Source organism: Thalassospira sp. CH_XMU1420-2 (assembly GCF_037029325.1).
Taxonomy (GTDB): domain Bacteria; phylum Pseudomonadota; class Alphaproteobacteria; order Rhodospirillales; family Thalassospiraceae; genus Thalassospira; species Thalassospira povalilytica.
On sequence record NZ_JAYMEG010000003.1, the window covers coordinates 411895 to 438659 of the forward strand.

23 protein-coding genes are annotated in these 26765 nt (G+C 54.7%); 6 read left to right on the top strand and 17 right to left on the bottom strand.

The features are described 5' to 3' along the window. Positions 1 to 19: 19 nt before the first annotated feature. The 4 genes from WA429_RS11565 to dusA all read right to left on the bottom strand — a co-directional run bounded on the left by WA429_RS11565 (position 20) and on the right by dusA (position 5193). Complete coding sequence (locus WA429_RS11565) at positions 20 to 829, bottom strand: class I SAM-dependent methyltransferase (RefSeq protein ID WP_228195363.1); 810 nt, start codon at positions 827 to 829, stop codon at positions 20 to 22. 112 nt (positions 830 to 941) lie between these two features. Further along, complete coding sequence (locus tag WA429_RS11570; RefSeq protein ID WP_068519372.1) at positions 942 to 2150, bottom strand: 3-phenylpropionate MFS transporter; 1209 nt, start codon at positions 2148 to 2150, stop codon at positions 942 to 944. Beyond that, positions 2147 to 4201 carry a bifunctional tRNA (5-methylaminomethyl-2-thiouridine)(34)-methyltransferase MnmD/FAD-dependent 5-carboxymethylaminomethyl-2-thiouridine(34) oxidoreductase MnmC gene (gene mnmC, locus WA429_RS11575; RefSeq protein WP_287465166.1) on the bottom strand — a complete coding sequence of 685 codons (2055 nt, stop codon included), beginning with the start codon at positions 4199 to 4201 and terminating at the stop codon, positions 2147 to 2149. The genes WA429_RS11570 and mnmC overlap by 4 nt, the downstream gene beginning before the upstream one ends. After that, positions 4198 to 5193 (bottom strand): tRNA dihydrouridine(20/20a) synthase DusA, encoded by a 996-nt coding sequence (gene dusA, locus WA429_RS11580; RefSeq protein WP_228195365.1) that lies wholly within the window; start codon positions 5191 to 5193, stop codon positions 4198 to 4200. Before dusA ends, mnmC begins: the two co-directional genes overlap by 4 nt. Positions 5194 to 5336: 143 nt before the next feature. Here dusA and WA429_RS11585 point away from each other — a divergent pair, with 143 nt between their 5' ends. Both WA429_RS11585 and WA429_RS11590 read left to right on the top strand, forming a co-directional pair. Next, entirely contained in the window at positions 5337 to 5690 is a 354-nt protein-coding gene (locus tag WA429_RS11585; protein ID WP_206927511.1) for an ArsC/Spx/MgsR family protein, read from the top strand. Between the two features lie 11 nt (positions 5691 to 5701). Next, positions 5702 to 6376 (top strand): HAD family hydrolase, encoded by a 675-nt coding sequence (locus WA429_RS11590; RefSeq protein ID WP_206927512.1) that lies wholly within the window; start codon positions 5702 to 5704, stop codon positions 6374 to 6376. 94 nt (positions 6377 to 6470) lie between these two features. Here the strand turns inward: WA429_RS11590 and ggt are convergent, their stop codons facing one another. Next, on the bottom strand, positions 6471 to 8246 hold the full coding sequence (gene ggt / locus WA429_RS11595) for a gamma-glutamyltransferase (RefSeq protein ID WP_287465164.1): 1776 nt from the start codon (positions 8244 to 8246) through the stop codon (positions 6471 to 6473). A gap of 117 nt (positions 8247 to 8363) precedes the next feature. Then, complete coding sequence (locus tag WA429_RS11600) at positions 8364 to 9200, bottom strand: alpha/beta hydrolase (RefSeq protein ID WP_287465163.1); 837 nt, start codon at positions 9198 to 9200, stop codon at positions 8364 to 8366. A gap of 246 nt (positions 9201 to 9446) precedes the next feature. On the opposite strand from WA429_RS11600, the gene WA429_RS11605 reads away from it, so the two are divergent. Both WA429_RS11605 and WA429_RS11610 read left to right on the top strand, forming a co-directional pair. After that, entirely contained in the window at positions 9447 to 10127 is a 681-nt protein-coding gene (locus WA429_RS11605) for a Crp/Fnr family transcriptional regulator (RefSeq protein WP_068519378.1), read from the top strand. 295 nt (positions 10128 to 10422) lie between these two features. Next, a complete protein-coding gene (locus WA429_RS11610) occupies positions 10423 to 10797 on the top strand; it encodes a DUF423 domain-containing protein (RefSeq protein WP_287465161.1) in 375 nt (124 codons plus the stop codon). Between the two features lie 133 nt (positions 10798 to 10930). Here the strand turns inward: WA429_RS11610 and rpmG are convergent, their stop codons facing one another. The 3 genes from rpmG to WA429_RS11625 form a co-directional block, all read right to left on the bottom strand. Beyond that, positions 10931 to 11098 carry a 50S ribosomal protein L33 gene (gene rpmG, locus WA429_RS11615; protein WP_008890790.1) on the bottom strand — a complete coding sequence of 56 codons (168 nt, stop codon included), beginning with the start codon at positions 11096 to 11098 and terminating at the stop codon, positions 10931 to 10933. 94 nt (positions 11099 to 11192) lie between these two features. After that, a complete protein-coding gene (locus WA429_RS11620) occupies positions 11193 to 12824 on the bottom strand; it encodes a S41 family peptidase (RefSeq protein ID WP_287465160.1) in 1632 nt (543 codons plus the stop codon). 71 nt (positions 12825 to 12895) lie between these two features. Further along, a complete protein-coding gene (locus tag WA429_RS11625) occupies positions 12896 to 13336 on the bottom strand; it encodes a DUF983 domain-containing protein (RefSeq protein WP_287465159.1) in 441 nt (146 codons plus the stop codon). A gap of 186 nt (positions 13337 to 13522) precedes the next feature. On the opposite strand from WA429_RS11625, the gene WA429_RS11630 reads away from it, so the two are divergent. Then, positions 13523 to 14305, top strand: coding sequence for an Hpt domain-containing protein (locus WA429_RS11630; RefSeq protein ID WP_068519380.1), 783 nt, complete (start codon positions 13523 to 13525; stop codon positions 14303 to 14305). Between the two features lie 87 nt (positions 14306 to 14392). Here WA429_RS11630 and rnr read toward each other — a convergent pair whose 3' ends face one another. From rnr to WA429_RS11665, 7 genes are all read right to left on the bottom strand, one after another. Continuing rightward, on the bottom strand, positions 14393 to 16810 hold the full coding sequence (gene rnr / locus WA429_RS11635) for a ribonuclease R (protein WP_114112442.1): 2418 nt from the start codon (positions 16808 to 16810) through the stop codon (positions 14393 to 14395). Between the two features lie 49 nt (positions 16811 to 16859). Beyond that, positions 16860 to 19508 carry a type I DNA topoisomerase gene (gene topA, locus WA429_RS11640; RefSeq protein WP_068519382.1) on the bottom strand — a complete coding sequence of 883 codons (2649 nt, stop codon included), beginning with the start codon at positions 19506 to 19508 and terminating at the stop codon, positions 16860 to 16862. Between the two features lie 168 nt (positions 19509 to 19676). Next, positions 19677 to 20909 carry a DNA-processing protein DprA gene (gene dprA / locus WA429_RS11645; protein WP_443082683.1) on the bottom strand — a complete coding sequence of 411 codons (1233 nt, stop codon included), beginning with the start codon at positions 20907 to 20909 and terminating at the stop codon, positions 19677 to 19679. Positions 20910 to 21029: 120 nt separating this feature from the next. Continuing rightward, positions 21030 to 21686, bottom strand: coding sequence for a glycerol-3-phosphate 1-O-acyltransferase PlsY (plsY, locus tag WA429_RS11650; RefSeq protein WP_443082681.1), 657 nt, complete (start codon positions 21684 to 21686; stop codon positions 21030 to 21032). 1 nt (position 21687) lies between these two features. Next, positions 21688 to 23010, bottom strand: coding sequence for a dihydroorotase (locus WA429_RS11655; protein WP_287465155.1), 1323 nt, complete (start codon positions 23008 to 23010; stop codon positions 21688 to 21690). Beyond that, positions 23007 to 23966, bottom strand: coding sequence for an aspartate carbamoyltransferase catalytic subunit (locus tag WA429_RS11660; protein WP_287465198.1), 960 nt, complete (start codon positions 23964 to 23966; stop codon positions 23007 to 23009). Before WA429_RS11660 ends, WA429_RS11655 begins: the two co-directional genes overlap by 4 nt. A 171-nt stretch (positions 23967 to 24137) precedes the next feature. After that, positions 24138 to 25061, bottom strand: coding sequence for an AEC family transporter (locus tag WA429_RS11665; RefSeq protein ID WP_287465154.1), 924 nt, complete (start codon positions 25059 to 25061; stop codon positions 24138 to 24140). Positions 25062 to 25324: 263 nt separating this feature from the next. On the opposite strand from WA429_RS11665, the gene WA429_RS11670 reads away from it, so the two are divergent. Continuing rightward, on the top strand, positions 25325 to 26140 hold the full coding sequence (locus WA429_RS11670; RefSeq protein ID WP_287465152.1) for a VOC family protein: 816 nt from the start codon (positions 25325 to 25327) through the stop codon (positions 26138 to 26140). Between the two features lie 67 nt (positions 26141 to 26207). Here the strand turns inward: WA429_RS11670 and ruvX are convergent, their stop codons facing one another. Further along, positions 26208 to 26732, bottom strand: a complete 525-nt coding sequence (gene ruvX, locus WA429_RS11675; protein ID WP_068519423.1) for a Holliday junction resolvase RuvX — start codon at positions 26730 to 26732, stop codon at positions 26208 to 26210. Positions 26733 to 26765: the final 33 nt, after the last annotated feature.

Genomic DNA, 26765 nt, shown 5'->3' on the forward strand with positions numbered 1-26765 from the left:
TGTGTTCGGTGATATCTGTTTATCGTTTGCGCAGCCAAAGGCTGGTTTCATGTGCGCCGTCGGGCAGATGAATGCCATTGGCTATTGAATTTGTGACCAGATCATCAAGCCGGGTCGTGGCATAGGCGCTCGACCACATGATTTCAAAAGCACCGCCCGCCAGCAACGCAGCAACGCCCTGTTGTTCGTTATAGCCGCGCCATTGCCAGATTTCCGGATAGTCATCGGGCAGGGTGATGTCATGGATGTGAATGATCGTTCCGCTGGGCAGGATCGGAATAACCGATGAAAACAGCAAATCAACATCGGTGCCGGGCATCAGGATATGGCTGGAATCAATCGACAGGAAATCCGATCCGACAAGATCGTTAAACACGGTCTGGTCGGCTTTCTGGACAATGCTGCGTTCGATCGTGATCGGTAGTTTGGCGATGTCGGCGCGCGGGGCGGGGTCAATCGCGTGAAACTGTGTCGGAAGATCGCCATCCTTGATGGCCCGGTAATAAAACCGTGTCGAATGACCTGATCCGATTTCTATGATCCGGTTGGGACGAAATTCGCGGGTAAAGACATAGGCCATCATTCCGTCAAGGCGCGGAAACCAGCTTTGCTGCCAGCGTGGTTCAGGCGGGGAGGCATTGCCAAAGCTGGCAAAGGCATCCTGATAAAGCGCAGCCTTGGTCAGCCAGGCTTTCATGGTCGGGGCGGCCTGTTCCATCATGGCTTCAATCGCCGGATATGTCGGCCGTCCGACCGCTTTATGAGTTTCCGCGGCATAGCGATAAGGGATGAAATATCCCGCCGGTTCGGATCCGAAAAGCGTCTTCAAACCGAGTTTCCAACGGCGCATTCTGCGTGAGAACGGCATCGACGTCATATTGGCAGTCCTTATGGTCAAACGGTTTGAATAGGGATTGTGCTGTTATGTGGTGCGCAAGACATTAATCGCAAAACGTTTTGTCTTCACCACGCCAGCTTCGCACAAGCCAGAAGGCGAATACCAGCGCAATCCCCGAAAGACCAGCCATGAAGTAATAGGCATGTGAACCAAATTGCTCATAAAGCGGCCCGGATGCCCAGATGCTGCTGCCCAGAAAAACACCCATCGACAATGTCGCCATCAGGCTTTGTGCCGATGTGGCAAGCTGTTGCGGGATGGCACGCGCAATAAAGCTGACCGCTGCCAGATGGGTGATGCCAAATGTCATGGCATGAAGCGGCTGAACAAGCACGATCATCCAGACATTGTCGCTGGACCCCAAAACCGTCCAGCGCAGGATACCGGCCATCGCACCAAGCGAAAACAGAATGCCCGGATGGCGTCCGCGAACAAACCTGCCTGCAACCGCAAACAGGACAATCTCGGCAACCACGCCGATTGACCAGAACATGCCGATCATTTCATGCGAATAACCGACCGATTCCCAATGGACAGAGGCAAAACTGTAATAGGTCCCATGTGCCCCCTGTGCAAAGCCGATGCAGCCCAGATAAACCAGAAATACCGGTTTGCGTAGCAAATAGATTAGGGAAGATCCCGAACGCAACGGACGATCGGTCTGGGGATCGGGCATACGGGTGGTGATGACAAAATTGACAATGCCGGCAATGAACAGCATCCAGACGATCCATTGCGTCGATGTCCCGTCCAGAACCCAGCCGGCACCATATGACGCCACAATGAAGGCAAGTGACCCCCACAGGCGGACACGCCCGTAATCAAGTTCCCGTGCCTTGCATTCATGCACGGTAATGGTCGTGCCAAGCGGCAATAGCGGCGAAAAGGTAAAACCGATCACCACCGATAATGCGGCAAGCCACCAGAAATTGCTTGATACCGGGAAGGCCAGAATGGACAGCACATAAATGCCCGCCAGCCACAGCATTGGCGTTTTGCGATTGCCGGTGCGATCGGCACGCTGTGCGATCAGCGGGTCGGCAAATACCCGCACCCAGTTGGGCAGGGACAAAAGAATACCGATTTCACCGGCCGATAATCCCTGCGCCTTCAGCCATACCGGCCAATAGGGCAGGAACACCCCCTGAATCAAAAACAGGCCAGAAAAAAACAGGGCAAGCACGGTCGCTGTTTTCATGCGATCCGGGTCTTTTTGCGGGGCGGCGTTCATTGTGGTGGCTTGGTCATTCATGTTGTGATCTGGCGACGTTTCAGCCCGCGAATGACAAAGCGTGCCGGATGTATGGCATCCATCAGGGATTTTTCCAAAGGCAACGGCATGGCGCAAATCTCGCTGGCAAGAATTTCGGCGGCAAGCGGGGCACCAATCAGTCCACGCGCCCCGAACCCGGTACAGATATACACGTCTTTGTGGTAAGGCGCACGGATATATCGCGCGCCTTTTTTCCCTTTATCTATATCGTGATAGCACGAAAGATAGCGGTCAAAATCCGGTGCAGGCCCGATCAGCGGCAAGTGATCGGCTGTGGTGGTGCGGACCGCCGCCCGACCGTCAAGTGTCTTGTCCGACAAATGTTCAGACAGTGCTGGAAGGATTTTCGATAACTGATTAATATTAAATGCGTGATCTCTTTCGCGGATGTCTGTTTTGGCATCATCGCGCCCAAACGTTGCCCCGATCACGTGCATGCCGTCACGTTGGGGAGTGATATATCCCTTATAGCTTAGAACACAACGCATGTTAGCGCTAACATACGTTTCGGCCAATGCGTCGGCCGGGCAATAGGTAATCTGTCCGCGGACCGGGTTAAGGTGATCGGAAAGCCAGCTGGTCTGGGCAAGGTTTGCGGTTTCGAGGGCACCGGCGATCACTACCGTATCAAACGGACCAAATTCGCGGCCATCCTTGCTGCGCAGTCGCTTGCCATCCGGGCTATCAATGATTTCGGAAATACAGGTCGCAAGCTGACATTCGATATCTGCTGTCAGGGCGCGGACAAAAGATGGCGGATGGACCCATCCGGCAGAAGGATAGAACACCCCGTCCATCGGAACCGGAATGCCCAACATCTTGCTGGCTTCATCGCTAGTCATGGCCCGAACGAGATCGGGTTTGTCATGCAAGCGGGCGATCAGGCCGTCAAGACGTTCACGTTTGCGCGGACTGGTGGCAAGGTCCAGCACCCCGCAAAAATCGGCCTCGACCTTGCCCTGGTCAGCCAGGCGTTTGACCATGCGATGACTGAACCGATATCCGGCCTCGTAGAAACGGCCCATGATCGCATGATCAACCGTCAGATATGGTTCGAGCATCCCGATCGGATTACCCGATGCGGCTTGGGCAAGGTCGCGATGCTGTTCGAACAGAACCACCTTGCAGTCACGCTGATGCAGGGCATTCGCGCAGGCGGCCCCGGCCATGCCGCCGCCAATAACGGCAACGGCTTTTGCTTTGGTTTTGGTCACACCGGGCAGGTGAAACCACGGATCATCGGCAATTTCATAGCGGGCCTCATCATCGGCAAGTTCCGGTTGGCGGGCCGGAAGGTTTGCCGTGATCATGTCGCGCTTATAGGCAAAGCCTTTGCGTTTGCTGACCTCGAAACCGGAACCTTCCAGCCCGTCACGGGCAATACGGGCGGCCGTAAAGGTCGCAAGTGTCGCTCCGGCCGGGTTAGATGCCGCTGCCAGCGCCGAAAACAGGGATGGTTGCCACATATCGGGATTGCGCGACGGCGCAAAGCCGTCAAGAAACCAGCAATCAATTGCCCCGGAATATCCCGACCAGCAGTCGATCGCATCCCCGATCAAAAGCGTCAGGGAGATGGCGCCATCAGCAAGGATAAATCGGTGAATACCGGGCAGCATCGTTTCATGGGGCCAGACTTCGCCAAGTTGTTCTGACAAGTCTGCCAGTTCCGGCCAGCTTCGATGCGCGCGGATCATGTCATCGCGCGATAACGGGTATTTTTCGACCGAAACAAAGTGCAGGCGTTTGGACCGATCCGGATCCTGTGCCCAGCATTGCCACGCCGCCAGAAAATTCAGCCCGGTGCCAAATCCCGTTTCACCAATGGTAAAATTGTCTTTGCCTTGCCAGGCCGTCGGCAAATTGTTGCCATCGACGAATACATAATGTGTTTCAGCAAGCCCGTCTTTGGGATTGTAATAAACATCGCCAAAATGCGGGGAAAACGGGACATCGCCATCGCGCCAGGTTATCGCGCCGGCTTTGGCAGGGGCGTCATTTTCCCCGATGGCGTCATCGTCCCGTGCTGTCATGCAGACAGGGCCTCGTCATCACGTTCGGGCACCAGTGCCAGTGCTTCGCGCACGACTTCGGTTCCGGCACCTTTGCGATGGGCATTTTCGCTGAGATAACGACGCCATTGCTTGGCACCACGCATTTGCTGGAACAGGCCAAGCATGTGACGGGTGACATGACCAATGGTGGCATTTTCTTCGGTCAGATGTTGCTCGATATAGGGCAACATGGCTTCGACCACCTGATGACGGGTCAGCGGTTTGGCATCATCGCCATAAAAGCGACGGTCGACATCGGCCAGAATATAAGGGTTCTGATAGGCTTCGCGTCCGATCATCACACCATCAACATGTTTAAGGTGCTCTTCGGTTTCATCAAGCGTCTTGATGCCGCCATTGATCAGAATTTCGAGTTCCGGGAATTCCTGTTTAAGCTGATAGACCAACTCGTATTTCAGGGGCGGGACTTCGCGGTTTTCTTTGGGTGACAGACCTTTGAGCCAGGCCTTGCGGGCATGGACGATGAATGTTTTACACCCGGCATTGGCAACGGTTTCGGTGAACCGTTTAAGCGATGGATAGTCTTCCTGATCATCAATGCCGATCCGGTTTTTGACGGTAACCGGCGCGTCACTGGCAGCGATCATTGATTTGACGCAGTCGGCCACAATATCGGGTGTCCCCATCAGGCAAGCCCCGAACGCACCATTTTGCACCCGATCAGACGGGCAGCCGCAATTCAGATTAATCTCGTCATAGGCATATTGATTGGCAATGTCACAGGCACGTGCCAGATCATCCGGATCGCTGCCGCCAAGCTGAAGCGCAACCGGGTGTTCCGCCGCGTTATAGCGCAGATGCCGGTCAACGCCGCCATGAATGATCGCGCCTGTTGTGACCATTTCGGTGTAAAGCAACGTATGACGACTGATCTGGCGCAAGAAATAGCGATCATGCCGATCCGTCCAGTCCATCATCGGGGCGACGGAAATACGTCGATTAACAGTCATATGCCTACCGTTTGTGTTCAAAGCGGGTGAATGGGGTTGCCGTATTCCAAGCGCCGTCTTTATATAGGTTCAGGGATTAAGGGTCAAAACCGATTGAGCGATGCATGGCTGCATCCCGAGTTTGAAAATTAACAGGAATAGATATGGTCACGATTTACGGCATCAAGAATTGCGATACTGTCCGCAAAACCCTGAAATGGTTCGATGCACAAGGTGTTGAAAACAAATTGCATGATTTCCGTGCGGACGGCATTGATGCCAAAACCATCGAAGGATGGCTTGATGAAGTCGGTGGCGCGGTGCTGATCAATAAACGCGGGCCAAGTTATCGCAATCTGTCTGATGCCGATAAGGCAACGCTGGAGCAGGGCGGGGCAAAGGCCGCAGAAATTCTTGCTGCCAACCCGACTGTGATCAAGCGACCGGTCGTTGATTTCGGCGCGACCCGTTCGGTCGCCTATGATGAAAAACGCTGGACGGAACTGGCGGGCCTTTAAGGGTGTCTGACATGACAAAGCCGGTTATTCGTGGCGTGATCTTTGATTGCGACGGTGTTCTTGTGGACACGGAAACACTTGCCTGTCGTGTTCTGACCGAACAGCTGTGTGAATATGGCTGCGATATGGACATGACAAAGACCCATGATCTTTTCATCGGCGGGACGCTTGCGATGGTGCCCCCGAAAATGAAGGAACTGTTTGACATCACCTTGCCAGAAGACTGGCTTGCGGAATGTTATGAACGGACCTTTGTGGCGTTTCGCAATGATCTCGAACCGTTTGCCGATCTGGGACCGATCCTTGATCTTCTTGATCACCACGGCATTCCCATGGCGGTTGGCAGCAACGGCCCCCATAACAAGATGGATGTTTCATTGGGCAAGGTCGGGATCAAGGATCGCTTCGGGGATCGGATCTGTTCGGCCCATGACGTCAAAAATGCCAAACCGCATCCGGACGTCTATTTGCTGGCGGCGGAAAGAATGGGACTCCCGATCACGGACTGCGTGGTCGTTGATGACAGCCAGAACGGGGTCCGGGCAGGCGTGGCATCGGGGGCAACAACCGTCGGGTTGGTTGACATCACACCGGCACAGTATCTGCGTGATGCCGGTGCGCATTTCATTGCCAATGATCACAAGGATTTGCACAGCCTGTTTGAAAGCTGGATCACAGCAGCCTGAATAACCGCCGATCACGGCAAAGATAAAAGGGCGGAACAGCGTCACGGCTGTTCCGCCCTTTTTGTTGCATGGTGTTTTGCTACGCGTGTTTGGTCTAATTCCCGATAACCAGTCCTTCGCGGCGCGGATCGGCGCCGCCGATCAATGTATCTTCGGTGATCATGATGGCGTGAATGCCGGAATTAAGGTCCTGGATACTGGTCTTAAAGCCCATTGACTCCAACTCGGGGGCAAGTGATATGGCGGGTGTGCCCGCCTCGACATCAAATGTGCCAAACCGGTTGACCAGATGGGGCATGTTGATGGCTTCTTGCGGGGACATGTTCCAATCAATCATTGCGATGAGTGACTGGGCGACATACCCGATAATGCGCGACCCGCCTGGGGAGCCGACGGCAATGAACGGTTTGTCATCTTTCATCACGATGGTCGGGGCCATGGACGATCGCGGGCGTTTGCCCGGTTCTAGCCGGTTGGCGATGGGAACGCCGTCCTTGTGCGTGCGGAATGAAAAATCGGTCAACTCGTTATTGAGCATGAAGCCGTTCACCATAAGCCGCGAACCAAAGCCATTTTCGATGGTTGTTGTCATCGAAACGACATTGCCATAGCTGTCCACAATCGAAAAATGGCTGGTACTCGGGAACTCGATGGCCTCATCATCGGCAAGCTTCATCGCATGGTTAAAGGATGGAAAACCGGCTTCGACGTTATCAAGGGCACGTGTGCCGGTAAGCAATTTGGACCGTTCACCAAGATAGTCCTTACCCAGCAATCCGCTTAACGGCATCGGGACAAAATCGATATCGGCCATATACCGGCCGCGATCGGCAAAGGCCAGCCGCGATGCATCCCCGATCAGGCGCCAGCTTTCAGCCGCATTCGGGCCAAGCGTTGCGATGTCATATGGCTCGATCAGGCCAAGGATTTGTCCGACCGTAAGTGCGCCTGACGATGGCGGGCCCATGCCACAAACGTCATAGCCGCGATATTCGGCACAGACCGGTTGACGTTCCTTGACCTGGTAATTGGCAAAGTCGCGCATGGATAAAACGCCGGGGTTCCAGGTCGCACCTTTGATTTTGGCAACAATGTCCCGTGCGATGGACCCGTAATAGAAGTTTTCAGTGCCATGTTGGGCTAGATCGCGCAATGTGGCCGCATAATCCGGATTGCGCAGGGTCGTCCCGGCCGCAATCGGGGTGCCATTGCTGCTAAAGAAATAATTCCGTGCCGTCGGGTCGCGCGACAATTTTTCCTGATCTGCCGCGATCAATGACGCCAGGCGTTCGGAAACCGCAAATCCGGCATCCGCACGTGCGATGGCTGGCGACAGGACGACCGGCCAGTCAAGTTGCCCCCATTTTTCATGGGCCGTTTTCAGTAATGCCGGGGTGCCCGGTGTTCCAACGGACCGGCCACCGACAACCGCGTCATAGAATTTAAGCGGTTCGCCATTGTCATCCTGAAACAGGGTGGGGGTCGCATCAAGCGGGGCGGTTTCACGGCCATCAAGGGTGGTGAGGGTGCCGCTTTGCGCGTCGAAGTAAACAAGAAACGCCCCGCCACCAAGGCCGGACGACTGTGGTTCAACAAGGCCCAGCATCGTTTGGACAGCAACCATGGCATCAATGGCATTGCCGCCCTGTTGCAGAATATCTGCACCAGCCTTTGCGGCATGCGGATTGGCTGCCGAAACCATCCAGTGTCGGGCGTGAATGTCTGTGCGCGGGGCGGATGTGGCGGTACCGTTTTCCGGGGCAACGGCATCGGTGGCCTGTTGGGCTGTTGCCGATGTGCTGATCGTGCCTGCGATCCCCGCCATTGCAATGACGGGAAGGATCCGGATCAATGGGAAAAGACTGTTCATGTGGGGCATGTCACCAACCTTTGTTCTGGCTAAGGTGAACATGCTCCCAGAAAATGTCTGTGATTTAAAGCCATCGTTTTGCAGCAGATCAAAAGTTCAACCACAAATGATCGATGATCATGCTGCGCTTTTGTTGCCCTTGGTGCGCTGCTGGGTCACCAGCTTGACCTGAAGCCATTCAAGCATCGTCTCGGCAACCTTTTCCCAGTTTTTATCAAGCATCATGGCGTGGTGAATATCATCAACCAGCGCATAGTCGGCGTGATATTTCCTGGCAGTGTGGTGGATCAGTTCGCTTTGAATGATTTCATCATCATGGGCCCCGATCACCAGCATTGCCGGTGCGTAGTCGGCGGTCAGGAAAATCGGATTGGCGCCCATCATATCAAGAAGTGCGCGCTGACTTTCCGTTTCCAGACGCCCGAAATAGATCATGCCTTCGTCTTCGGCGATGTCGGGCGACAACATGGCGCGACCCAGTCGTTCGCGCAAAAATGTGTGCGGGCCGATTGCCTGAAGCCAGGCCATCTGAAAATAAAGATCGGGCTGGGCCATCGCCATCATGGCATTACTGGCCAGAAGGCCTTCGGGCGGGACCGATGCCATCAGAATGGCAGCTTCGGCAGTGTGCTGTTCCAGATATTTCTGAATGATATAGCCACCCATTGAATGGCCGATCAGAACCGGCGTCTGTCCCAGTGTGTCGACAACTTCTTCCAGATCCTCGACATAATCATCAATCGAGGCAAGACTGCGCAATTGTCGTCCGCCACTGCCACCGTGACCTCTGAGTGAAAAGGATACGGTTTCAAATCCCTTGTCGGCAAACCAGTTCAGGAAATGCTCGTTCCAGCACCAGGCACCGGTGAAGGCCCCGTGCACGAAGACAAGCGGGTGTTTGCTTTTGGGTTTGCCCGTCGGACTGCGGCGGAAAATTTCCAGTTCTGGACTCATGCTGGGTCTCCTAAAGGAAACAGGACCAATATGTGATGAAGTCGTATGGGAAATTCTGCAAACATGTTCGCACATGCAGCATGGTCATGTCTATCGGGATGTGCTGATTTACATCTTGTTGCAATAGATTGTCAGTGCCTGGTTGTTTGCTTATGATTGTGTACGGGACAGTGGAAGTATCAAGAGGGGCAGCGTCACAGTTGCCAATTCGAATAACAACAACAGCGCAACATAAAGCATGGGTTCATGACCAAATTATCTGTCGTTGGCATTTTTGCTAACCTCGACGAAGACGCACTTGGGGACGTTGAACGTCACATCAATCGCAAAACATATGCAGCCGGTGCCCAGATCATCGAGCCCGAAGCAGACAGTTCAGACGTCTATCTGATTTTGTCGGGCCGTGTACGGATCGTGAATTATTCCCTGTCGGGGCGTGAAATCACGCTTGAGGAAATCGGTGCTGGCGGTTGTGTCGGTCAATTATCCGCGATTGACGGGGAACCCAGATCTGCCTGTGTTTTTGCCGTGGATGATACGGATGTCGGGATTTTGAGCCCCGCGAACTTTGAAAAAGTTGTCAAAAGTCATCCGTCTGTGGCCTGGAATGTGATCAGCGAACTGGCGCGGATTGTACGCACATCAACACGACGGATTGTCGATGTCAGCACGCTTGGTGCAAACGAACGGGTCATTGCCGAAATCCTGCGCCGGGCGCAGCAGGTTTGCGATGACAAGGGGGCGGCAACCTTGTCGCCAGTGCCGGTGCATTCCGAGGTGGCCGGTCGTGTAAGCACGTCGCGCGAAACCGTTGCGCGCGTGATGGGAAGTCTTGGCCGCAAGGGGCTGGTCAACAAGATTGACAGCGGATTGCATGTTCCAGATGTCCGTCGCCTTGAAGAATTCCTGAGCGAGTCCATTCACTGATCGTCTTATGGATCGTCGGTAAAATTGCCAAAAACGCTGTTTCTGCTCGGAAATGTCACAAAATGAACGATTTTTCGATCAGTTGTGATGGCTGTCACAGAAATAGCGAGTATGCGCAGGTAGTAATAATCTTGTGACGGGCATTTCGATGGTCCGGCACATCTCCCCCAAGAGAGTTTACTGGCCGTACTTTTTAGTACGGCCATTTTTTTTGCGTTTTCGCATGGCGATGGTGCGGATGCCTTTGTAATCTGACGCGATTATTCAGCATCATTAACGCAAAAGGATGGCAGGAATGCGGTTATCGGTTGTGATGGCGGGGCTAAACGGGGCGATGGCGGTTGCCCTTGGTGCCTTTGCGGCCCACGGGATGGCAGGGACGGATATGGAATATGCGCGAAGCCTGGTTGATAAGGGCGCGCATTATCAGCTTGTTCATGGGGTTGCGCTGGCTGCGATTGCAGGCCTTGTGCATCATGTCCCTGACGAAAAACTTTTGCGTATTGCGGCTTATGCGATGCTGGCTGGCATCCTGTTTTTCTGCGGATCGCTTTATGTCATCGCCTTTAGCGGCATTTCCGCGTTTGGGGCAATTGCACTGATTGGCGGTGTATCGTTCATTGCAGGCTGGCTTGCGCTTGCGGCGGCGGGGTATCGCCGGTTTGCATAGCCAGGGCGGGGATGCCATGCCCGATCCGTCGGGCTGGCGTTTTGGTCTGAAGCCTGGAAATAAAAAAAAAGACGTGACCCGAAGGGCACGTCTTTTTTAAATCGTCCAAGTACTCCGGTTCCGAAGAACCTGATTACTTCATTTTCGCTTCTTTGAACACGACGTGCTTACGCACGACCGGGTCGTACTTGCGAAACTGGAATTTCTCGGTGGTATTCCGCGGGTTCTTCTTAACAACATAGAAGTAACCGGTGTCTGCGGTGCTTACCAACTTTACGAGGATCGAAGCGGGCTTCGCCATGTCTCTGCATCCTGTGTTCAGGTGTATCTCAGGCGGCGGAACATAAAGGTTATCGCCAGAGTGTCAAGCCATTTTGGCAAAAAAGAATGCATTTTTAATGCGCATCGAAAGTATCGGCGATTTCCTGTTGTCCGACAAAGGCGAGATTCTTGTAATCAGGGCTGTTTTTCAGCAATTCCAATGCAACTTTGATGTCAAATTCGTCATTGTTGCTGTGGGCCGGGCAGACGCTTCGAAGTTCCCGGCGGCTTTTTTCATCCCGATAATCAAGGGTGCGCCATTTGGTCAGCATGCTGGCCGTCTGATCACGCTGTGACAGGGCGGTTGAAACCCGGTGAACCGGGGTATCATTATCATTCGATTGCGTGCAGATCGCCGGGAACAGTCCGATTCTGTCAAATGTATAGCCCGACGGGGCCGTCATCCGCGACCAGGTAAAGGTCAAGGTGCCATGGTTGGGCAAATCATTGATTGCCTGAACCGATCCTTTGCCAAAGCTGGTGGATCCGACAAGCACAGCACGATTGCGATCCTGCAGGGCCGCGGCAACCAGTTCGGCCGATGATGCGGTACGCCCGTCAATGAGGACAATCAGCGGTGCCCCCCTGGTCAGGTCGCTATTGCCGGCCCGGAACGTATGGCGGGCGGCCATGACGCGCGAAAATGTGTTGCCTATCGGGCCGTTTTCAAGGAACAGGTCGGCCACAGCGACCCCCTGTTGCAGTAAACCGCCACGATTGCCCCGCAAATCAAGGATAACCCCCTTAAGTCCGCCATCATAAAGTTGCGCCTTAAGGATGTTGTCGCCCAATGTGCTTGCGGTTGCACTGTTGAAGCTGGTGATGCGGGCAATCAGGATATTGTCGCGGGTTTCGGCAAAAACAGTCCGGTCAATGACACGTTCGCGCATGATTTCAACCGGGACAATTGCCCGATTGTCGGCCTTGTTGATGTCGATGGTTACCCGTGTGCCTTCTTCGCCATGAAGAAGATCGGCGGTATAGGTGCTGGTCTTGCCATACATGTCTTCGCCATTGACCGCGACAATCTGATCCCCGGGATGCAGTCCGGCCTTGGCCGCCGGGCTTTCAGGATGCACCAGTTTCACCACCGGATAGCCGTCACCGCCGATAACGCGAATGCCGATGCCGATATATCCGTCACGCCGGTTGCGCGCCGTTTCGGCCTGTTTGGGGCCTTCATAGCGGCTGTAACGGTCTAGGTTGCGAATGGCGCCACTGACCAAGGCGGCCTGAACATCAAGGGTATCGCTATTACGCAGCACCGGTGAATAGGCCCGATAGGTGCCAAGCCCGCGCAGGGTGATTTCAGACCAGATCTGGTTGCCTTCGACACTTGTCTGATCGTAGTTGGTCTGCGGAAGGGCGATGGTTTGTACCGTCTTGCCGTCATATTGCAAGACCAGGTCATCCGGGGTGATATCGACCCGGATGTTGTCATCGATTTCAGACAGGCCATCAAGGGTGTTGACCAGAATCTGATCGCGGCTGATCGGATCAATATACCGGGTAGCGACAAGATCGATTGTCTGGGTAACCAGTTCGCGGGTTTGCGGATCATCCGGGGCGGTAATCCCGGCAACCTGCGGGGTGCCACAAGCCGCCTGTAAAAGGCAAAGCCCAAGCGTAGCCCCGATACGCCGCCAATGGCGCAAGCTGGTCTTAAGACAAAGGTCTTCAATGCTGGGGCGGCCAATCGTGACCAAGGGAAACATCCGACTAATTTTGGAAATCCAAGTTGCTTATTCTAAAGGAAAATGTGCCTGATAGCCAATGACTATCCTTTGATGCGCATGGCCCACTGGGTGCCAAGTACCGCGCCTTTGATAAAGGGCAGGAAACCAAGGCACAGCAACACGGTCGCCGGCAGCCAGATCGACATTTGCATCCAAAGCGACGGCTTGATTGTTTGCTCCATCATCAGAACGCCGGGCACAACGATATGTCCGACCAGAAAGATGGTGAAATAGGGCGGTGCATCGTCACAGCGATATTCACCAATCGGGTGACTGCAAACATCACATGCCGGTCGCAGCTTGAGGTATCCGCCAAATGCAAGCCCGTGGCCGCAATTGGGGCACTTGCGCCGGAACCCGCGCCGAAGACCAAGCAGCAACCGCTTGCCGCTATCGGTCGGGCCGGAAAGGCTATCTTCGGTATGGGGCGGGGGCGTCATATCGCGAAGGGGATCGTTCTGATCGTTGTGGGGCATCGTCATGGGGCGCTTAACTCCTGTTTCTTTTCTGCCCGCACTTGATCCAAAGGGCAAAAAGGGGCATTGAAACGGTATGCCATCATCATGATGTTCAATAGCGCAAGCAAGTAAAATCGACCCGTTCTAATCACCCTATGGGCGACTTTGCGATTGTAAAGCATAATTGAATACCTGCTAAAGGAGTGCCCAATGGGAAATGCGGACGATATCGTTGCCAGTCTGAAACAGGACTTCATTGAGGACACAATTGAACGTGTTGACCGGATTGAAACAACGATTGATCGTATCGCCGGCGGGATGGATGAAGCGGGGCCGGGCATCGCGGAAATTCGCCGCGAAGCCCATACCGTCAAGGGTTTGGCCGGATCATTCGGGTTTCCACTTGTTGGCGCAATTGCCCATCGCATGGAAGATTACATCGCCGAGCTGACCAAGATCGATGATCTGGAAGCCGCATCCCTTGTCGATTTCACCAGCTGGATTCGCGAAATCATCGAAAGCGGCACCAATCCGCAGGCCGAGGAAGAAACTCGCATCCTGCGTTCTTTGCCGACCCGCACGGTAAAAAGTGATGAAAAGGCCGAAAAATCCCACAACGGATCGGCGCAGGACAAGGAAATCCTGCTTGTGACCGCAACGGCTGTTCAGGCCCATTTTCTTCAGCGCGAATTGCGCGAACAGGGGTTCCGCACCATCACCGCGCGCACCGCTGTCGAGGCCTTTGAAACAGTTGTTCAGTCCCATCCCGATGCGATCATCACCGCGGCTGTTCTTGACGGGCTGAGTGGCATTGAACTGATCCGTGCCTTGGCAGCGATGAAGACGTTGGCGGATAAAAAACTGGGCCTTCTGACAAGTTTTGATGCATCGCATCCTGATCTGGACGGGTTGCCGGGCAATGTCGCGATCATCAATAATCGTGGCAAACAGACATCCGAGCATCTGGCGAAATTCATCGCGACCATGATGTAACTGGCGTAATTTATTGTTTTTATTGCACAAAGGGCGGCCAGATGGCCGCCCTTTGTTTGTTTGCGTGTTTGTTCACGGGGGTTTTTATTACGACTTGTCGTCGCGTTTGGCAGTGTTGCGGGTGACGCGGTTTGACGCGACCAGCTTGCGTTGCTTTTTGGGCGTCGTTTTCTTTTTGCCCTTTGACTTGGTCGCAGACGTGCCACCAGGGCCCTTGCCATCGCGCGGGCCGGAACGGAAGCCGGGTTTGCTGCCATGACGGTGGCTGCGGTCCCCGGGGCTGCTGCCCCGACGTTTGCCCTGGCCTTTGCGCCCACGTGGCCGTTCGACCAGATCGCGGGCGGTGATGTCGGCATGTTCGGCCAGTCGCAATGCCAAAGACCCGGTTGCGGCATCGGCATCGGCGATGCGGACCACAACGCTATCACCCAACTGGAACTTCTTGCCGCGATTTTGCCCGACCAGTGCGTGGCTTGCGGCATCATGGATGTAATAGTCATCGGGCAGGGTGGAAATCGGCACCAAGCCGTCTGCCCCGGTTTCATTGAGCGAAATGAACAGACCAAAATGCGTGACCCCGGAAATCTTGCCCGGGAATTCGGCACCAACCTTGTCAGACATATAGGCCGCGACATACCGGTCGACCGCATCGCGTTCGGCCATTGCCGCCCGGCGTTCCGTGCCGGAAATGTCTTCGCCGATCTGCTCGAACCGTTCACCATCTTCGGGCGGAAGGCCGCCTTCACCCAGCTTCAAACCGGCAATCAGCGCGCGATGGACCAGAAGGTCGGCATAACGGCGGATCGGTGATGTGAAATGGGCATATTTCTTCAATGCCAGGCCAAAGTGCCCGATATTATCGGGGCTATACATCGCCTGTGACTGGCTGCGCAGAACGACCGTGTTGATCAGCTCTGCCTCGGGCGTGTCCTTGGCCAGTTCCAGAATGCGGTTAAAGTCCCGCGGACGCAGAACCGATGCCTTGTTCAACTGATACCCGGCCCCTTCAAGGAATTCGCGCAGGGCTTCAAGCTTTTCCTCGCTCGGGGCATCGTGGATACGATACATGCAAGGCTGCTTGATGCGTTCAAGTTCCTCGGCTGCACAAACGTTGGCAGCAATCATGAATTCTTCGATCAGCTTGTGGCTGTCAAAGCGCGCACGCGGGGCAATTGCGACGATCTGGCCCTGATCATTCAGCTCAATCTTGCGTTCGGGAACATCAAGTTCCAGAACACCACGTTTTTTACGCGCTTCAAGGAAAGCGTGGAAAGCGCCATAAAGCGGCTTGATGATCGTGTCGACCAGCGGCCCTGTGGTGTCATCGGGCTGACCATCCATGGCGCGCTGCACCTGATCATAGGTCAGGCGCGCCGCAGAACGCATCATGCCGCGACAGAACTTGTGACGCAGCTTGTGCCCGTGCTTGTCGAGCCACATCTCGACCGCCATACAGCCGCGATCTTCATGGGGAACCAGCGAACACCAGCCATTTGACAGCTCAAACGGCAACATCGGGACGACACGGTCCGGGAAATAGCAACTGTTGCCGCGTTTCACCGCTTCGCGGTCAAGCGCGTCGCCCGGGCGCACATACCAGGACACGTCGGCAATCGCGACCATGATGTGCCAGCCGCCTTCATTGGCGGGATCGGGGTCGGCTTCGGCCCAGACGGCATCATCAAAATCACGCGCGTCGGCACCATCAATGGTCACCAGCGGGATATCGCGAAGGTCGGTACGTTTGCCAAGCGGCGTGGCCTTTGATTCCCGTGCCTGAAGTTCGACTTCCGGCGGGAATTCAAACGGAATGCCACGCGCATGGATCGACACAAGGCTGATCGATTTCGGTTCGTTGATATTGCCAAGAACCTCGGTGATCCGGCCCTTGCGCAATCCGAAATGCTTGCCCGGCAGGATTTCCGTCAAAACCAGCGATCCGGCTTCAAGATCGGGATGATCATCAAGCGGTACCGCGATTTCGCCGCTATCCTTGCGATCCGTGGGCACAACGCGGCCTTCGCGTTCATTGGGGCGGTAAAGTCCCAAAACGCGCTGTGGGCCGCTTCCAAGGACCCGCATGATGCTGGCTTCGTAGGTTTGCTTGCCGGTATAGCGCAGCTTGGCCAGGATCTTGTCACCGATGCCAGGCGCACTTGGCCCGCCACGGCGGATCGATTTGACGACAATCTGGGGCGGTTCGTAGTCATGTTTCCAGACATTCGGCTTGGCCAGAACCTCGCCATCATCGTCGATGCCGGTGATTTCAAGCACCTCGACCGGGGGCAGGCGGTCGGGTTTGTCAAACCGTCTGCGTCCCTTGACGACATCGCCACCGATTTTCAGTTCCTTTAGGATCTTTTTAAGCTCGATCTTCGCTGCACCCTTGATGTTAAAGGCGCGCGCAATTTCGCGCTTGCCCACCGGGGTGGGGCTCATATCGATGAATTCGATGATTTCTTCCCGGGTCGGGAAGTGTTTTTTGTCTTCTGTATCGTTCGCCAACTTCGCGGCGTCCTTTCACTTAATTTCCACTGAAAAGGAAAGCGGCAGATTAATCTGCCGCCGCCTTTTTCGTGGTTGTCTTCTTTGCTGCGGTTTTCTTCGCAGCCGTTTTCTTTTTCGCGGGGGCTTTTTTCTTTGCCGTCGCGGTTTTGGTTGCCGTTTTCTTGGTCGCGGCTTTTGATGTTTTGCCCGACTTGGCTTCCTTTTCCTTGATGGCCTTTATCGCCATCTCAAGGGTGATGTCATCGCGTTCAACATCGCGGATATTGGCGATGGTCTTTTTGTGTTTCACAAACGGACCCCAACGACCAACTGCGACAAAGATCGGTTCGTTGTCATCGGGATGTTTGCCGATTTCCTTGCCGGCTTTTTCGCGCTTGTCCGCAATCAGGGCGATGGCCCGGTTTTCACCAATGGTCAGCACGTCATCATCGGCCTTAAGAGACGCAAAGATGCTGCCGGCCTGAACATAGGGACCAAAACGTCCGATATTGGCTTTCATTTCCTCGCCGGTATCGGGGTAAATCCCGACCACGCGCGGAAGTGTCAGAAGCTCTTCGGCCTTGGTCAGGTCAACGACCGATGGTTCCAGTCCCTTGGGAAGGGAGGTACGTTTCGGTTTGACCTTTTTGGGTTTGCCGTTCTTGCCTTCGACTTCTTCTTCTTCACCAAGCTGAACATAAACCCCGTACGGGCCTTTGCGCAGGGTGATTTCCTTGCCGGTTTCCTTGTCGATGCCCAGAACCTTGGGTCCGGCATCAAGTTCGGAATCATTGCCATTTTCATTGGCAACCAGCGGCCGGGTGAAGTTGCAGTCCGGATAGTTCGAACATCCCAGGAATGCGCCGAACTTGCCCAGCTTCAAGCTCAGAGTGCCATCAGAACATTTTGGGCATTTATGCGGATCGGTGCCGTCTTCACGCGGCGGGAACAGATAATTTTCAAGCATCACCTGAAGCGCATCAAGCACATCGGTGATTTTCAGTTCCTTGGCCTCGTCGACATTGCCCTTGAACGATTTCCAGAAGTCACGAAGCACTTCTTTCCAGGCAAGGTTGCCGGTCGAGATTTCATCAAGCTGGTTTTCAAGATCCGCGGTGAAGTTGTACTGAACATAGCGTTCAAAGAACTTCGACAGAAACGCGGTGACAAGGCGACCACGGTCCTGTGCGACAAAGCGGCGCCGTTCAAGCAATACATAGTTGCGATCCTGAAGAACCGAAATGATCGATGCATAGGTCGACGGACGGCCGATGCCAAGTTCTTCCATCTTCTTGACCAGGCTCGCCTCGGTATATCGGGGCGGGGGCTGGGTGAAGTGCTGGTCGATGCTGACTTTGCCAAGGTTGGGTTTCTGACCTTCCTTGAGCGGCGGCAGACGACGATCATTTTCGTCCTCGGCCTCGTCATCCTTGCCTTCCTGATACAGTTTCAGGAAGCCGTCAAATTTCACAACCGAGCCGTTGGCGCGCAGAACAACATGATTGTCATTCGATGACAGGTCGACTGCAACCTGATCAAAGCGGGCGTCTTCCATCTGGCAGGCAACGGTACGTTTCCAGATCAGGGTGTAAAGTGCCAGCTGGTCCTTATCAAGGTGGCGTGCCACCTGATCGGGGCGACGGAACAGATCGGTCGGACGTACCGCTTCGTGGGCTTCCTGTGCGTTCTTTGCCTTGTTGGCAAAGCTGCGCGCACTGGCCGGAAGGTAGGCATCCCCGTAATCCTTGCCAATAAGGCGGCGTGCAGCAGCCAATGCTTCCTGCGAAAGAACCACGGCATCGGTACGCATATAGGTGATCAGACCAACAGTTTCACCGCCGATATCAACCCCTTCATACAGGCGCTGGGCGAGCTGCATGGTGCGTTTTGCCCCAAAGCCAAGCTTGCGCGATGCTTCCTGTTGCAGGGTCGATGTGGTGAAAGGCGGCTGCGGACGACGTTTGACGTCCTTGCGCTCGACCTTGGAGACCGCGTAGCTTCTGCTTTCGACCTTTTCCTTGGCGATCTTGGCGGCGTCTTCGTTGCCAAGCGCCAGTTTATCAAGCTTTTCGCCGTTCAGATGCGTCAGGCGCGCGGTAAAGTTGCCTTCCGGAACAGCAAATCCGGCTTCAAGCGACCAGTATTCGTCGGGCTTGAAGGCCTCGATCTCGATTTCACGTTCGCAAATCAGACGCAGGGCAACCGATTGCACACGACCAGCCGAACGCGAACCCGGAAGTTTGCGCCACAGAACCGGCGACAGGTTGAAGCCCACAAGATAATCAAGTGCACGACGCGCCAGATAGGCATCAACCAGTTCCTGATTGAGTTCACGCGGATTGGCGATGGCGTCCGTGACGGCCTTCTTGGTGATCTCGTGAAACACGACGCGGTGCACATCACGCCCGCGGAGCAATTTTTTCTGCTCGAGAACTTCAAGAATATGCCACGAAATCGCTTCCCCTTCGCGATCCGGGTCAGTCGCGAGATAGATGGTGTCGGAGTCACGGGCCGCTGCGGCAATCTCGCGGATCTGTTTTTCCGATCGTCCATCCGTTTCCCAGACCATCGAAAAATCATTATCGGTATCGACTGATCCGTCCTTGGACGGCAGATCGCGGATGTGACCGAAAGAGGCCAGCACCTTATAATCATCACCGAGATATTTGTTGATCGTCTTGGCTTTGGCCGGGGATTCGACGATGACAAGATTCATTACGTTTTTCGTGTCCGGTTCTTGCGCCCGAAGGCGATATTTATGTTGTGCTTCAATTAACCCGAATGCGAGACGCACATATATATAGTGTGTCTGTATTTCAAATCAGATTGCGCAAATTGCGGCAAATCACAACAATATTTGTCACGCCGAAATCCGACGCGACTCTCATTTGGCGATACGCGATACCCTATTTCCGGGGTGACGTTCAACCCTTCCTGCAAGTTCGAGTTCAATCAAAATTGTTGAAACTCGGTTTGCCGACAGCTTTGACGTGCGGATAAGTTCGTCAATCAGAAGGGGCGAAGTCGACAGCAAATCAATCACTTTGTCATTGTCATCAATATCGGTTCCGTCATTGGCATGCGTCGCGGTTTCCTGCGCGTTTGCAATGTCCTGATGCCCCTGTTTTGCGCCGGAAAATTCGGCGTCATGTTCAAGGGATCTGATAATGTCATCATAAGTGCCCTGTATGTGATCGGGCTCACTGTTGCGACCGTCTGTGTTGAATTGATGAAAACTTTCAAAAAGCTGTGTGTTTTTTTCTGCCGACCTCACGGCATCAAGAATCACATCCGCAGAGTCGCATAAAATTGCACCATCCCGGATCAGACTGTTTGGTCCGGCCGCCCGCGGGTCGGTCGGTGAACCGGGAACAGCAAAAACATCGCGCCCCTGATCGGCGGCAAAGCGCGCGGTAATCAGCGACCCGGAATTGCGCCCGGCCTCTATGACGACGGTGCCGTGTGCAAGGCCCGATATGATCCGGTTGCGCCGCGGGAAATGGCGTGCTTGCGGTTTAAGGCCCGGCGGCATTTCCGATATCACCAGACCATCCTGACAAAGCTGTTCATAAAGCGCGCGATGTTCGCGCGGATAAATGACATCAACACCCCCGCCAAGGACCGCAATTGTACCGCCGCCCGTTTTGCCACCCGTGGTTCGGGCGGCATTGAGTGCGGCCTCGTGTGCGGCCCCGTCAATGCCGCGTGCCATTCCCGATGCCACGACATATCCGGCCGATACCAGTTCGTGACTTATTTTGCGTGCAAAACCGCACCCATTGGCAGATGCATTGCGCGCACCAACAATCCCGATCGCAGATTGCGCCAAAAGTTCCAGGCGACCGATGGCATAAAAATAGGGCGGGGCATCTTCAATGCGGGCCAAAAGGGCGGGATATTCCGGGTCGCCAAAAATCACCGGTTTTGCGTGACTTTGTTTTGCCAGTTCGATTTCGGCAACCGTGTCATCGCGACTGGCAAGGGTGATTTTGCGAACAGTACCCGAATGACGGCCAATGTCGGGCAGTGCGTCGATGGCATTGCGTGCAGACCCGAACCGGTCAAGCAATTTGCGAAATGTCACCGGGCCAATATTGGTGCTGCGCGCAAGCCGCATACGGGCAAGGCGTTCGGATTGTGCCAATCGTGCCGGTTGTTGATCGCTAAAATGCATAACGCCCGGATTGTGATCATCCGGGCGTTGTTTCGTCAAGTTATTCAAAAGAAAGGAACGGGATCAGACCGTCTGGCTATCTTGTTCTGCTTCTTTCTTTTTCTGGCCAATCTTGGGTTCTTCACCCCGAAGCAGACGACCGATATTGGCGTGATGCGCAGCCCAGACAATCACAGCCAGAAATACCCCAAGCCATCCGGCACCCTGATCATTGGCGATGAAGAAGGCGGCAAGCGGGGCGGCGATCATTGCAATCAATGCCGACAGGGACGAAATGCGGAAAATCAGCGCCATGACAAGCCACGTCAAAGCAGCACACAGACCCATTATCCAGTTAACAGCCGCAAGGGTGCCAAGCGTCGTTGCAACGCCTTTACCGCCCTTGAAGCGCAGCCAGACCGGGAACATGTGGCCGATAACCGCAGCACCGCCGGCAAAGATACCCTGTTCAACGCCCGAAAGATGGGTAAAGAGCAGGGCGGCAAACGCGCCTTTGCCCGCATCCCCGATCAGGGTCAGGAACGCCAGTCCCTTGCGCCCGGTGCGAAGCACGTTGGTTGCACCGATATTGCCCGAACCGATCTTGCGGATATCACCAAGGCCGGCCATCCGGGTCAAAACCAGACCGAACGGGATCGAGCCAAGCAAATAGCCGCAAACCGTCGCAATTTGCAGGGACATCAACATGGCTTTGTAGCCTTCATCGAGTGCCTGTTCCATATCAGGAGCCTTCCGTGAAAACTTCGCGGCCATCAATCAGGGTCCGCAAAACGCGGCCCTGTGTCAGGCGACCGTCAAAAGGTGAGTTCTTTGATTTCGAATGGAACTGATACGGATCGATTTTCCACGGACGATCCGGATCAAACACCACCAGATCCGCCGCCGTTCCCTCGGCAAGGGTTCCGGCACCCTTGATGCGGACAAGATCCGCCGGAACGCGTGTCAGTTTGGTGATGACATCAAGCAACGACATATGGCCGTTGTGATAAAGTTCAAGCGAAATGGGCAGAAGCGTTTCAAAACCAACTGCACCCGCCGCCGCCTGTGCGAAAGGCAGGCGCTTTGAGTCCGCATCTTGCGGATTGTGATCGGATGCAATGGCGTCAATGGTGCCATCTGCCAGACCGGCCACGATCGCCTGACGGTCATCTTCTGATCGCAGGGGCGGGGACAATTTGGCAAATGTCCGGTAATCGGACACCGAATTCTCGTTCAACGCGAAATAGGGCGGTGCCGTATCGCAGGTTACTTTCAGGCCGCGTTTCTTGGCCTTGCGAATGACCTCAACCGACTCCCCGGTCGAGATATGGGCAAAATGAAGCCGCCCGCCAGTCATTTCCGCCAAACGCAAATCACGTTCGATCTGCATGACTTCGGCCAGCGGTGAAACCCCTGAAAGACCCAGACGGGTGGCAAGTTCGCCACTGTTCATTGATGCGCCCTTGGACAATTCCGGCTCTTCCGGATGCTGGACGATCATGCCGTCAAAGAAGGTGGAATATGAAAGTGCCTGGCGCAGCAGGCGGGTACTGGCGATTGTTTTGACACCATCACAGAACGCGACCGCACCTGCCTGATGCAGAAGGCCCATTTCGGTGATTTCCTTGCCTTCGATGCCTTTGGAAACCGCACCATAGACAAACACCTTGGCCAGGCCGACCTTGCGCGCGCGTCGTGCAATGAATTCGACACCGGCAACATCATCAATGACCGGATCGGTATTGGGCAGGGCGATGATGGTGGTCACCCCGCCAATGGCCGCAGATTTGCCAGCCGTTTCAATCGTTTCCTGATGCTCGAAACCCGGTTCACGCAGCTGGGCACGCATGTCCACCAGACCCGGGGCAAGGCAAGCACCGCCAAGGTCAATGATTTCAAATCCTTCAGGAACGGTGTCCTTGGTGACTTCCGCGCCGGATTTGGCAATCGTGTCATCCTGGATCAGTAGGCCGCCCATGCCATCAGTCTGTGCGACCGGGTCGATCAGACGGGCATTGATAAAGGCCTTTTTACCTGCGCCTTTGGCGCGAATGGCGGGGCTCATGCCTGACCTCCCATCTTTCTGTGGTTCTGGACAAGCAATTCCAGCGCAGCCATGCGAACGGCAACACCCATTTCGACCTGTTCACGAATGACCGATCGTTCAACGTCATCGGCGACTTCGCTGTCGATTTCCACGCCACGGTTCATCGGGCCGGGATGCATGATCAGGGCGTCGGGTTTGGCATTGGCAAGCTTGGCGCGATCAAGGCCATGGAAATGGAAATATTCGCGGACGGACGGGATAAAGCTTCCTTCCATGCGTTCAAGCTGAAGGCGCAGCATCATGACGATGTCGCAGTCTTTCAAACCTTCTTCCATGTCGTGGAAAATCTCGACGCCCATGCGATCGATCTTTGACGGTATCAGGGTCGGCGGGGCTACAAGCCGTACCCGCGACCCCATGGTATTGAGAAGCAGGATGTTTGACCGGGCAACACGCGAATGGGCGATATCGCCGCAGATCGCAACATTCAGACGGTGCAAGCGTCCCTTATGACGGCGGATGGTCAGGGCATCAAGCAGGGCCTGTGTCGGGTGTTCATGGCGACCATCCCCGGCATTGAGAACCGCACAATTGACCTTTTCACTCAGCAACTTGACCGCGCCACTATCGGCATGGCGAACCACAAGGGCATCCGGGTTCATCGCATTGAGCGTCATGGCGGTGTCAATCAGGGTTTCACCCTTTTTGACCGAACTGGTGCCCACCGTCATGTTGATGACATCCGCACCAAGCCGTTTGGCGGCAAGTTCGAATGACGTCAATGTACGGGTGGAGTTTTCGTAAAACAGATTTACAATCGTGGCACCGGCCAGAATATTGCTGGTCTTGTCAGCAGAGCGGTTCTTTTCCGCGTAATGCTGTGCCCGATCAAGAATAAGGGTGATTTCCCCGGGGGTGAGACCCTCTATACCGAGGAGGTGTGGGTGCGGATAGTGATCCGCCGCTGGTCCCATGACGCTCATGGCGTTGCACATTTCCCTTGGATGGTCTGGAAAAAATTTCGCGCGGAGCATAACGAATTGCCCGTGTGACGAAAAGGTAAATATTCCAAAGAATGGTGTGATTTCATGCGGAAAACCTGACTGTCCGGTCAGGTTTTCCGGGAGATTTTCATGGTCGCTGGATCAAACCACATGCATCAGAACCGCAATGATCGGCATGGTGATGATCGCGGCAAGGGTGTGGACTGTGATGATACTGGCCATCATCTGTGCATCACCGCCCATCAGGCGCGCCAGGACATAGGCACTGGCTGAACAGGGAAGGGCGGCATAAAACACCACAGCCGCACTTTCGATCCCCGGCAACCCGAGCGCCAGACAAAGTCCGGCTGCAATGGCCGGGCTGGCAACCAGTTTGCCAATGGTTGAAATGCCGACCGGAAAACCGGCATTGCGTGCGGCCTTAAGATCAAGGCCGGCCCCGACAGCAAGCAACCCGATGGGCAGGGCCGAGCGGCCAAGAACTTCAAGAAACGGGCCAATCACCGGGGGCAGGCCAATTCCGGCGACATTAAACAGACTGCCCAGAACGCAGGCGACCAGAAGCGGGTTCTTTGCAACATCACGAAGCAGCGACAGCAAACCCGGTTTGCGGTCATTTTCCCCCCAATGGGCACAGGCCAGAACCGATATGACATTGACCGTCGGAACAACCAGCGCGACACAAAGTGCGGTTACCGTCAGTCCAGCCGTTCCCAAAAGGGCGGCTGCAACAGCAAGCCCGATATAGGTGTTGGGGCGGATCGCCCCCTGAACCAGGGATGAAAATGCCGCGGGACTGACCTTCAGAACCGGTTTCAGAACCATGATCAGGATGGAGCAAATCGCAACAGTTCCCAGCATCGCACTGGCAATCCCCAGTAACGGCAAACTGCCGAGATCTGCCTTGGCAGTGTTGGAAAACAGCAGGGCCGGGAACGTCACGAAATAGGTCAGCTTTTCCGCGCCGGGCCAGAATGCGTCAGGCAGGAACTGACGTTGGCGCAGGCCATAGCCCAGAACAATCAGGGCGAATGTCGGCAGCAGGGCGGAAAGAATGGCGATCATGAACGGACCTTTTGAACGAAAAGCACAGGTCATGCTTTGGCGCAATGCGCCGGGTGACCCCGTATGTTGTCGGACAAAAATGTAATCACTGCAAGCGATTGAATTGTGCCGTGCGCCAGCTGACTTTAATTCAGCTAAATGGGAGTTGTTCTTTGTTGCCAAAGCATAATGTGATAGTCAGCACATCTATAAGAGTGCGGCAGCGATAAACTGAATTCAATCTAAAGCTGTCCGGACCGCCACCAATGCCACGAGGGGACGCCATGTCGCGCGCGATTGATCATCTTGTTCTGTGTGTGAATGATCTTGAAGCGGCAATTGCTGCTTATTCCCAGCTTGGATTTAAAGTAACGCCGCGTGCAACCCATCCGTTTGGAACGGGCAATGCGCTGATCCAGCTTGACGGCATGTATATCGAATTGCTTGCTGTTGTTGATCCGGACAAGATTACCGAAACCGATCTGTCTGTGCCGTTTTCATTTCCGATCTATAACCGGGATTATCTGCGCCATCGCCAGGGCATGTCGATGCTTGCCCTTCAGTCGCGCGATGCCGAAAAGGATCGTGAGGAATTCATTGCGGCCGGGGCAGCTGTTCCGTCGGTATTTCATTTTGAACGCGATGCGTTAACCCCGTCGGGCGATACGGTGGGCGTTGCCTTTTCACTGGCCTTTGCCAACCACCCGTTGCTCCGCCATGCGGTGTCGTTTGTTTGCCAGCATCGCCATCCGCCACAGAATTTCTATTTCCCGGAATATCAATCCCATCCCAACGGTGCCAAGGCGATCGGCAAGGTCGTGCTTAGTCACTGGGCGGCGGACGCCGTGCGCGATTTTTACGAGGCCATCGGGATCGATCATCTGGTCGACGCCCTTCACAGTGACGAGCTAATTGCCAAATACGGTTTTGATGATGCCGATTTTCCGACGGACGGTTTTGCCGGGTTCGAATTGATTGTCGATGATCTGTCCCGAATTTCCGAAGCTGTACTGTCACTTGGCGCGGTTCAGAAAAAAGGCCAGATTATCCTGCCGCCATCGAAGTTCTTTGGCGTGATGGTCGTCATCAAGTCGAAATGACGTAGAAAAAAAAAGCTGCCGGGCGAACCTGGCAGCTTTTTGATCTTGTTGTGTGACCGATCTTAAATCAGTCTTCGTCTTCATCGAACGCGTCTTCGTCGGGTTCGGCATTTTCGCCGGGGTCGGTGTGACGGTTAAGATGGTCCAGCGCGCCCTGAAGAATATAGGCCGCCGCCGTTTTATCGACGACTTCCGCGCGACGTTTGCGGGTCATGTCGACTTCTTCAATCAGGATACGTTCAACCGCATTGGTCGAAAGACGTTCGTCCCACATCAGAACCGGAAGATCGATGTATTTTTCCATCTCGTCGACAAAGGCATACACACGGTGGCATGCCTTGCCGATCGAACCGTCAAGTTCACGCGGGAAGCCGATGATGATGCCGCCGACATTCTGTTTGTCGATGATCGATGACAGCTGTGCGATATCGCGGGTGAATTTCTTCCGCGAGATCAGCTCATAAGGTGAAGCGATCTGCAGCCCGACATCTGAAAGGGCCACGCCAATGGTTTTGGTGCCAAGGTCCAGGCCCAAAACGCGCGCTGCTGGTGGTAAGAACCGCAGCAATTCCTGAGTATCATTGCAAATCATGGCGACCTTATAGGCGTGTTGATTGGAAAACAC

Bases quoted from the DNA above. Each gene is read 5' to 3' on its own strand.
- WA429_RS11570 (WP_068519372.1), bottom strand. From the start codon at position 2,150: ATGAATGACCAAGCCACCACAATGAACGCCGCCCCGCAAAAAGACCCG.
- mnmC (WP_287465166.1), bottom strand. From the start codon at position 4,201: ATGACAGCACGGGACGATGACGCCATCGGGGAAAATGACGCCCCTGCC.
- dusA (WP_228195365.1), bottom strand. From the start codon at position 5,193: ATGACTGTTAATCGACGTATTTCCGTCGCCCCGATGATGGACTGGACG.
- WA429_RS11585 (WP_206927511.1), top strand. From the start codon at position 5,337: ATGGTCACGATTTACGGCATCAAGAATTGCGATACTGTCCGCAAAACC.
- WA429_RS11590 (WP_206927512.1), top strand. From the start codon at position 5,702: ATGACAAAGCCGGTTATTCGTGGCGTGATCTTTGATTGCGACGGTGTT.
- ggt (WP_287465164.1), bottom strand. From the start codon at position 8,246: ATGAACAGTCTTTTCCCATTGATCCGGATCCTTCCCGTCATTGCAATG.
- WA429_RS11600 (WP_287465163.1), bottom strand. From the start codon at position 9,200: ATGAGTCCAGAACTGGAAATTTTCCGCCGCAGTCCGACGGGCAAACCC.
- WA429_RS11605 (WP_068519378.1), top strand. From the start codon at position 9,447: ATGACCAAATTATCTGTCGTTGGCATTTTTGCTAACCTCGACGAAGAC.
- WA429_RS11610 (WP_287465161.1), top strand. From the start codon at position 10,423: ATGCGGTTATCGGTTGTGATGGCGGGGCTAAACGGGGCGATGGCGGTT.
- rpmG (WP_008890790.1), bottom strand. From the start codon at position 11,098: ATGGCGAAGCCCGCTTCGATCCTCGTAAAGTTGGTAAGCACCGCAGAC.
- WA429_RS11625 (WP_287465159.1), bottom strand. From the start codon at position 13,336: ATGACGATGCCCCACAACGATCAGAACGATCCCCTTCGCGATATGACG.
- WA429_RS11630 (WP_068519380.1), top strand. From the start codon at position 13,523: ATGGGAAATGCGGACGATATCGTTGCCAGTCTGAAACAGGACTTCATT.
- topA (WP_068519382.1), bottom strand. From the start codon at position 19,508: ATGAATCTTGTCATCGTCGAATCCCCGGCCAAAGCCAAGACGATCAAC.
- dprA (WP_443082683.1), bottom strand. From the start codon at position 20,909: ATGCGGCTTGCGCGCAGCACCAATATTGGCCCGGTGACATTTCGCAAA.
- plsY (WP_443082681.1), bottom strand. From the start codon at position 21,686: ATGGAACAGGCACTCGATGAAGGCTACAAAGCCATGTTGATGTCCCTG.
- WA429_RS11655 (WP_287465155.1), bottom strand. From the start codon at position 23,010: ATGAGCCCCGCCATTCGCGCCAAAGGCGCAGGTAAAAAGGCCTTTATC.
- WA429_RS11660 (WP_287465198.1), bottom strand. From the start codon at position 23,966: ATGGGACCAGCGGCGGATCACTATCCGCACCCACACCTCCTCGGTATA.
- WA429_RS11665 (WP_287465154.1), bottom strand. From the start codon at position 25,061: ATGATCGCCATTCTTTCCGCCCTGCTGCCGACATTCGCCCTGATTGTT.
- WA429_RS11670 (WP_287465152.1), top strand. From the start codon at position 25,325: ATGTCGCGCGCGATTGATCATCTTGTTCTGTGTGTGAATGATCTTGAA.
- ruvX (WP_068519423.1), bottom strand. From the start codon at position 26,732: ATGATTTGCAATGATACTCAGGAATTGCTGCGGTTCTTACCACCAGCA.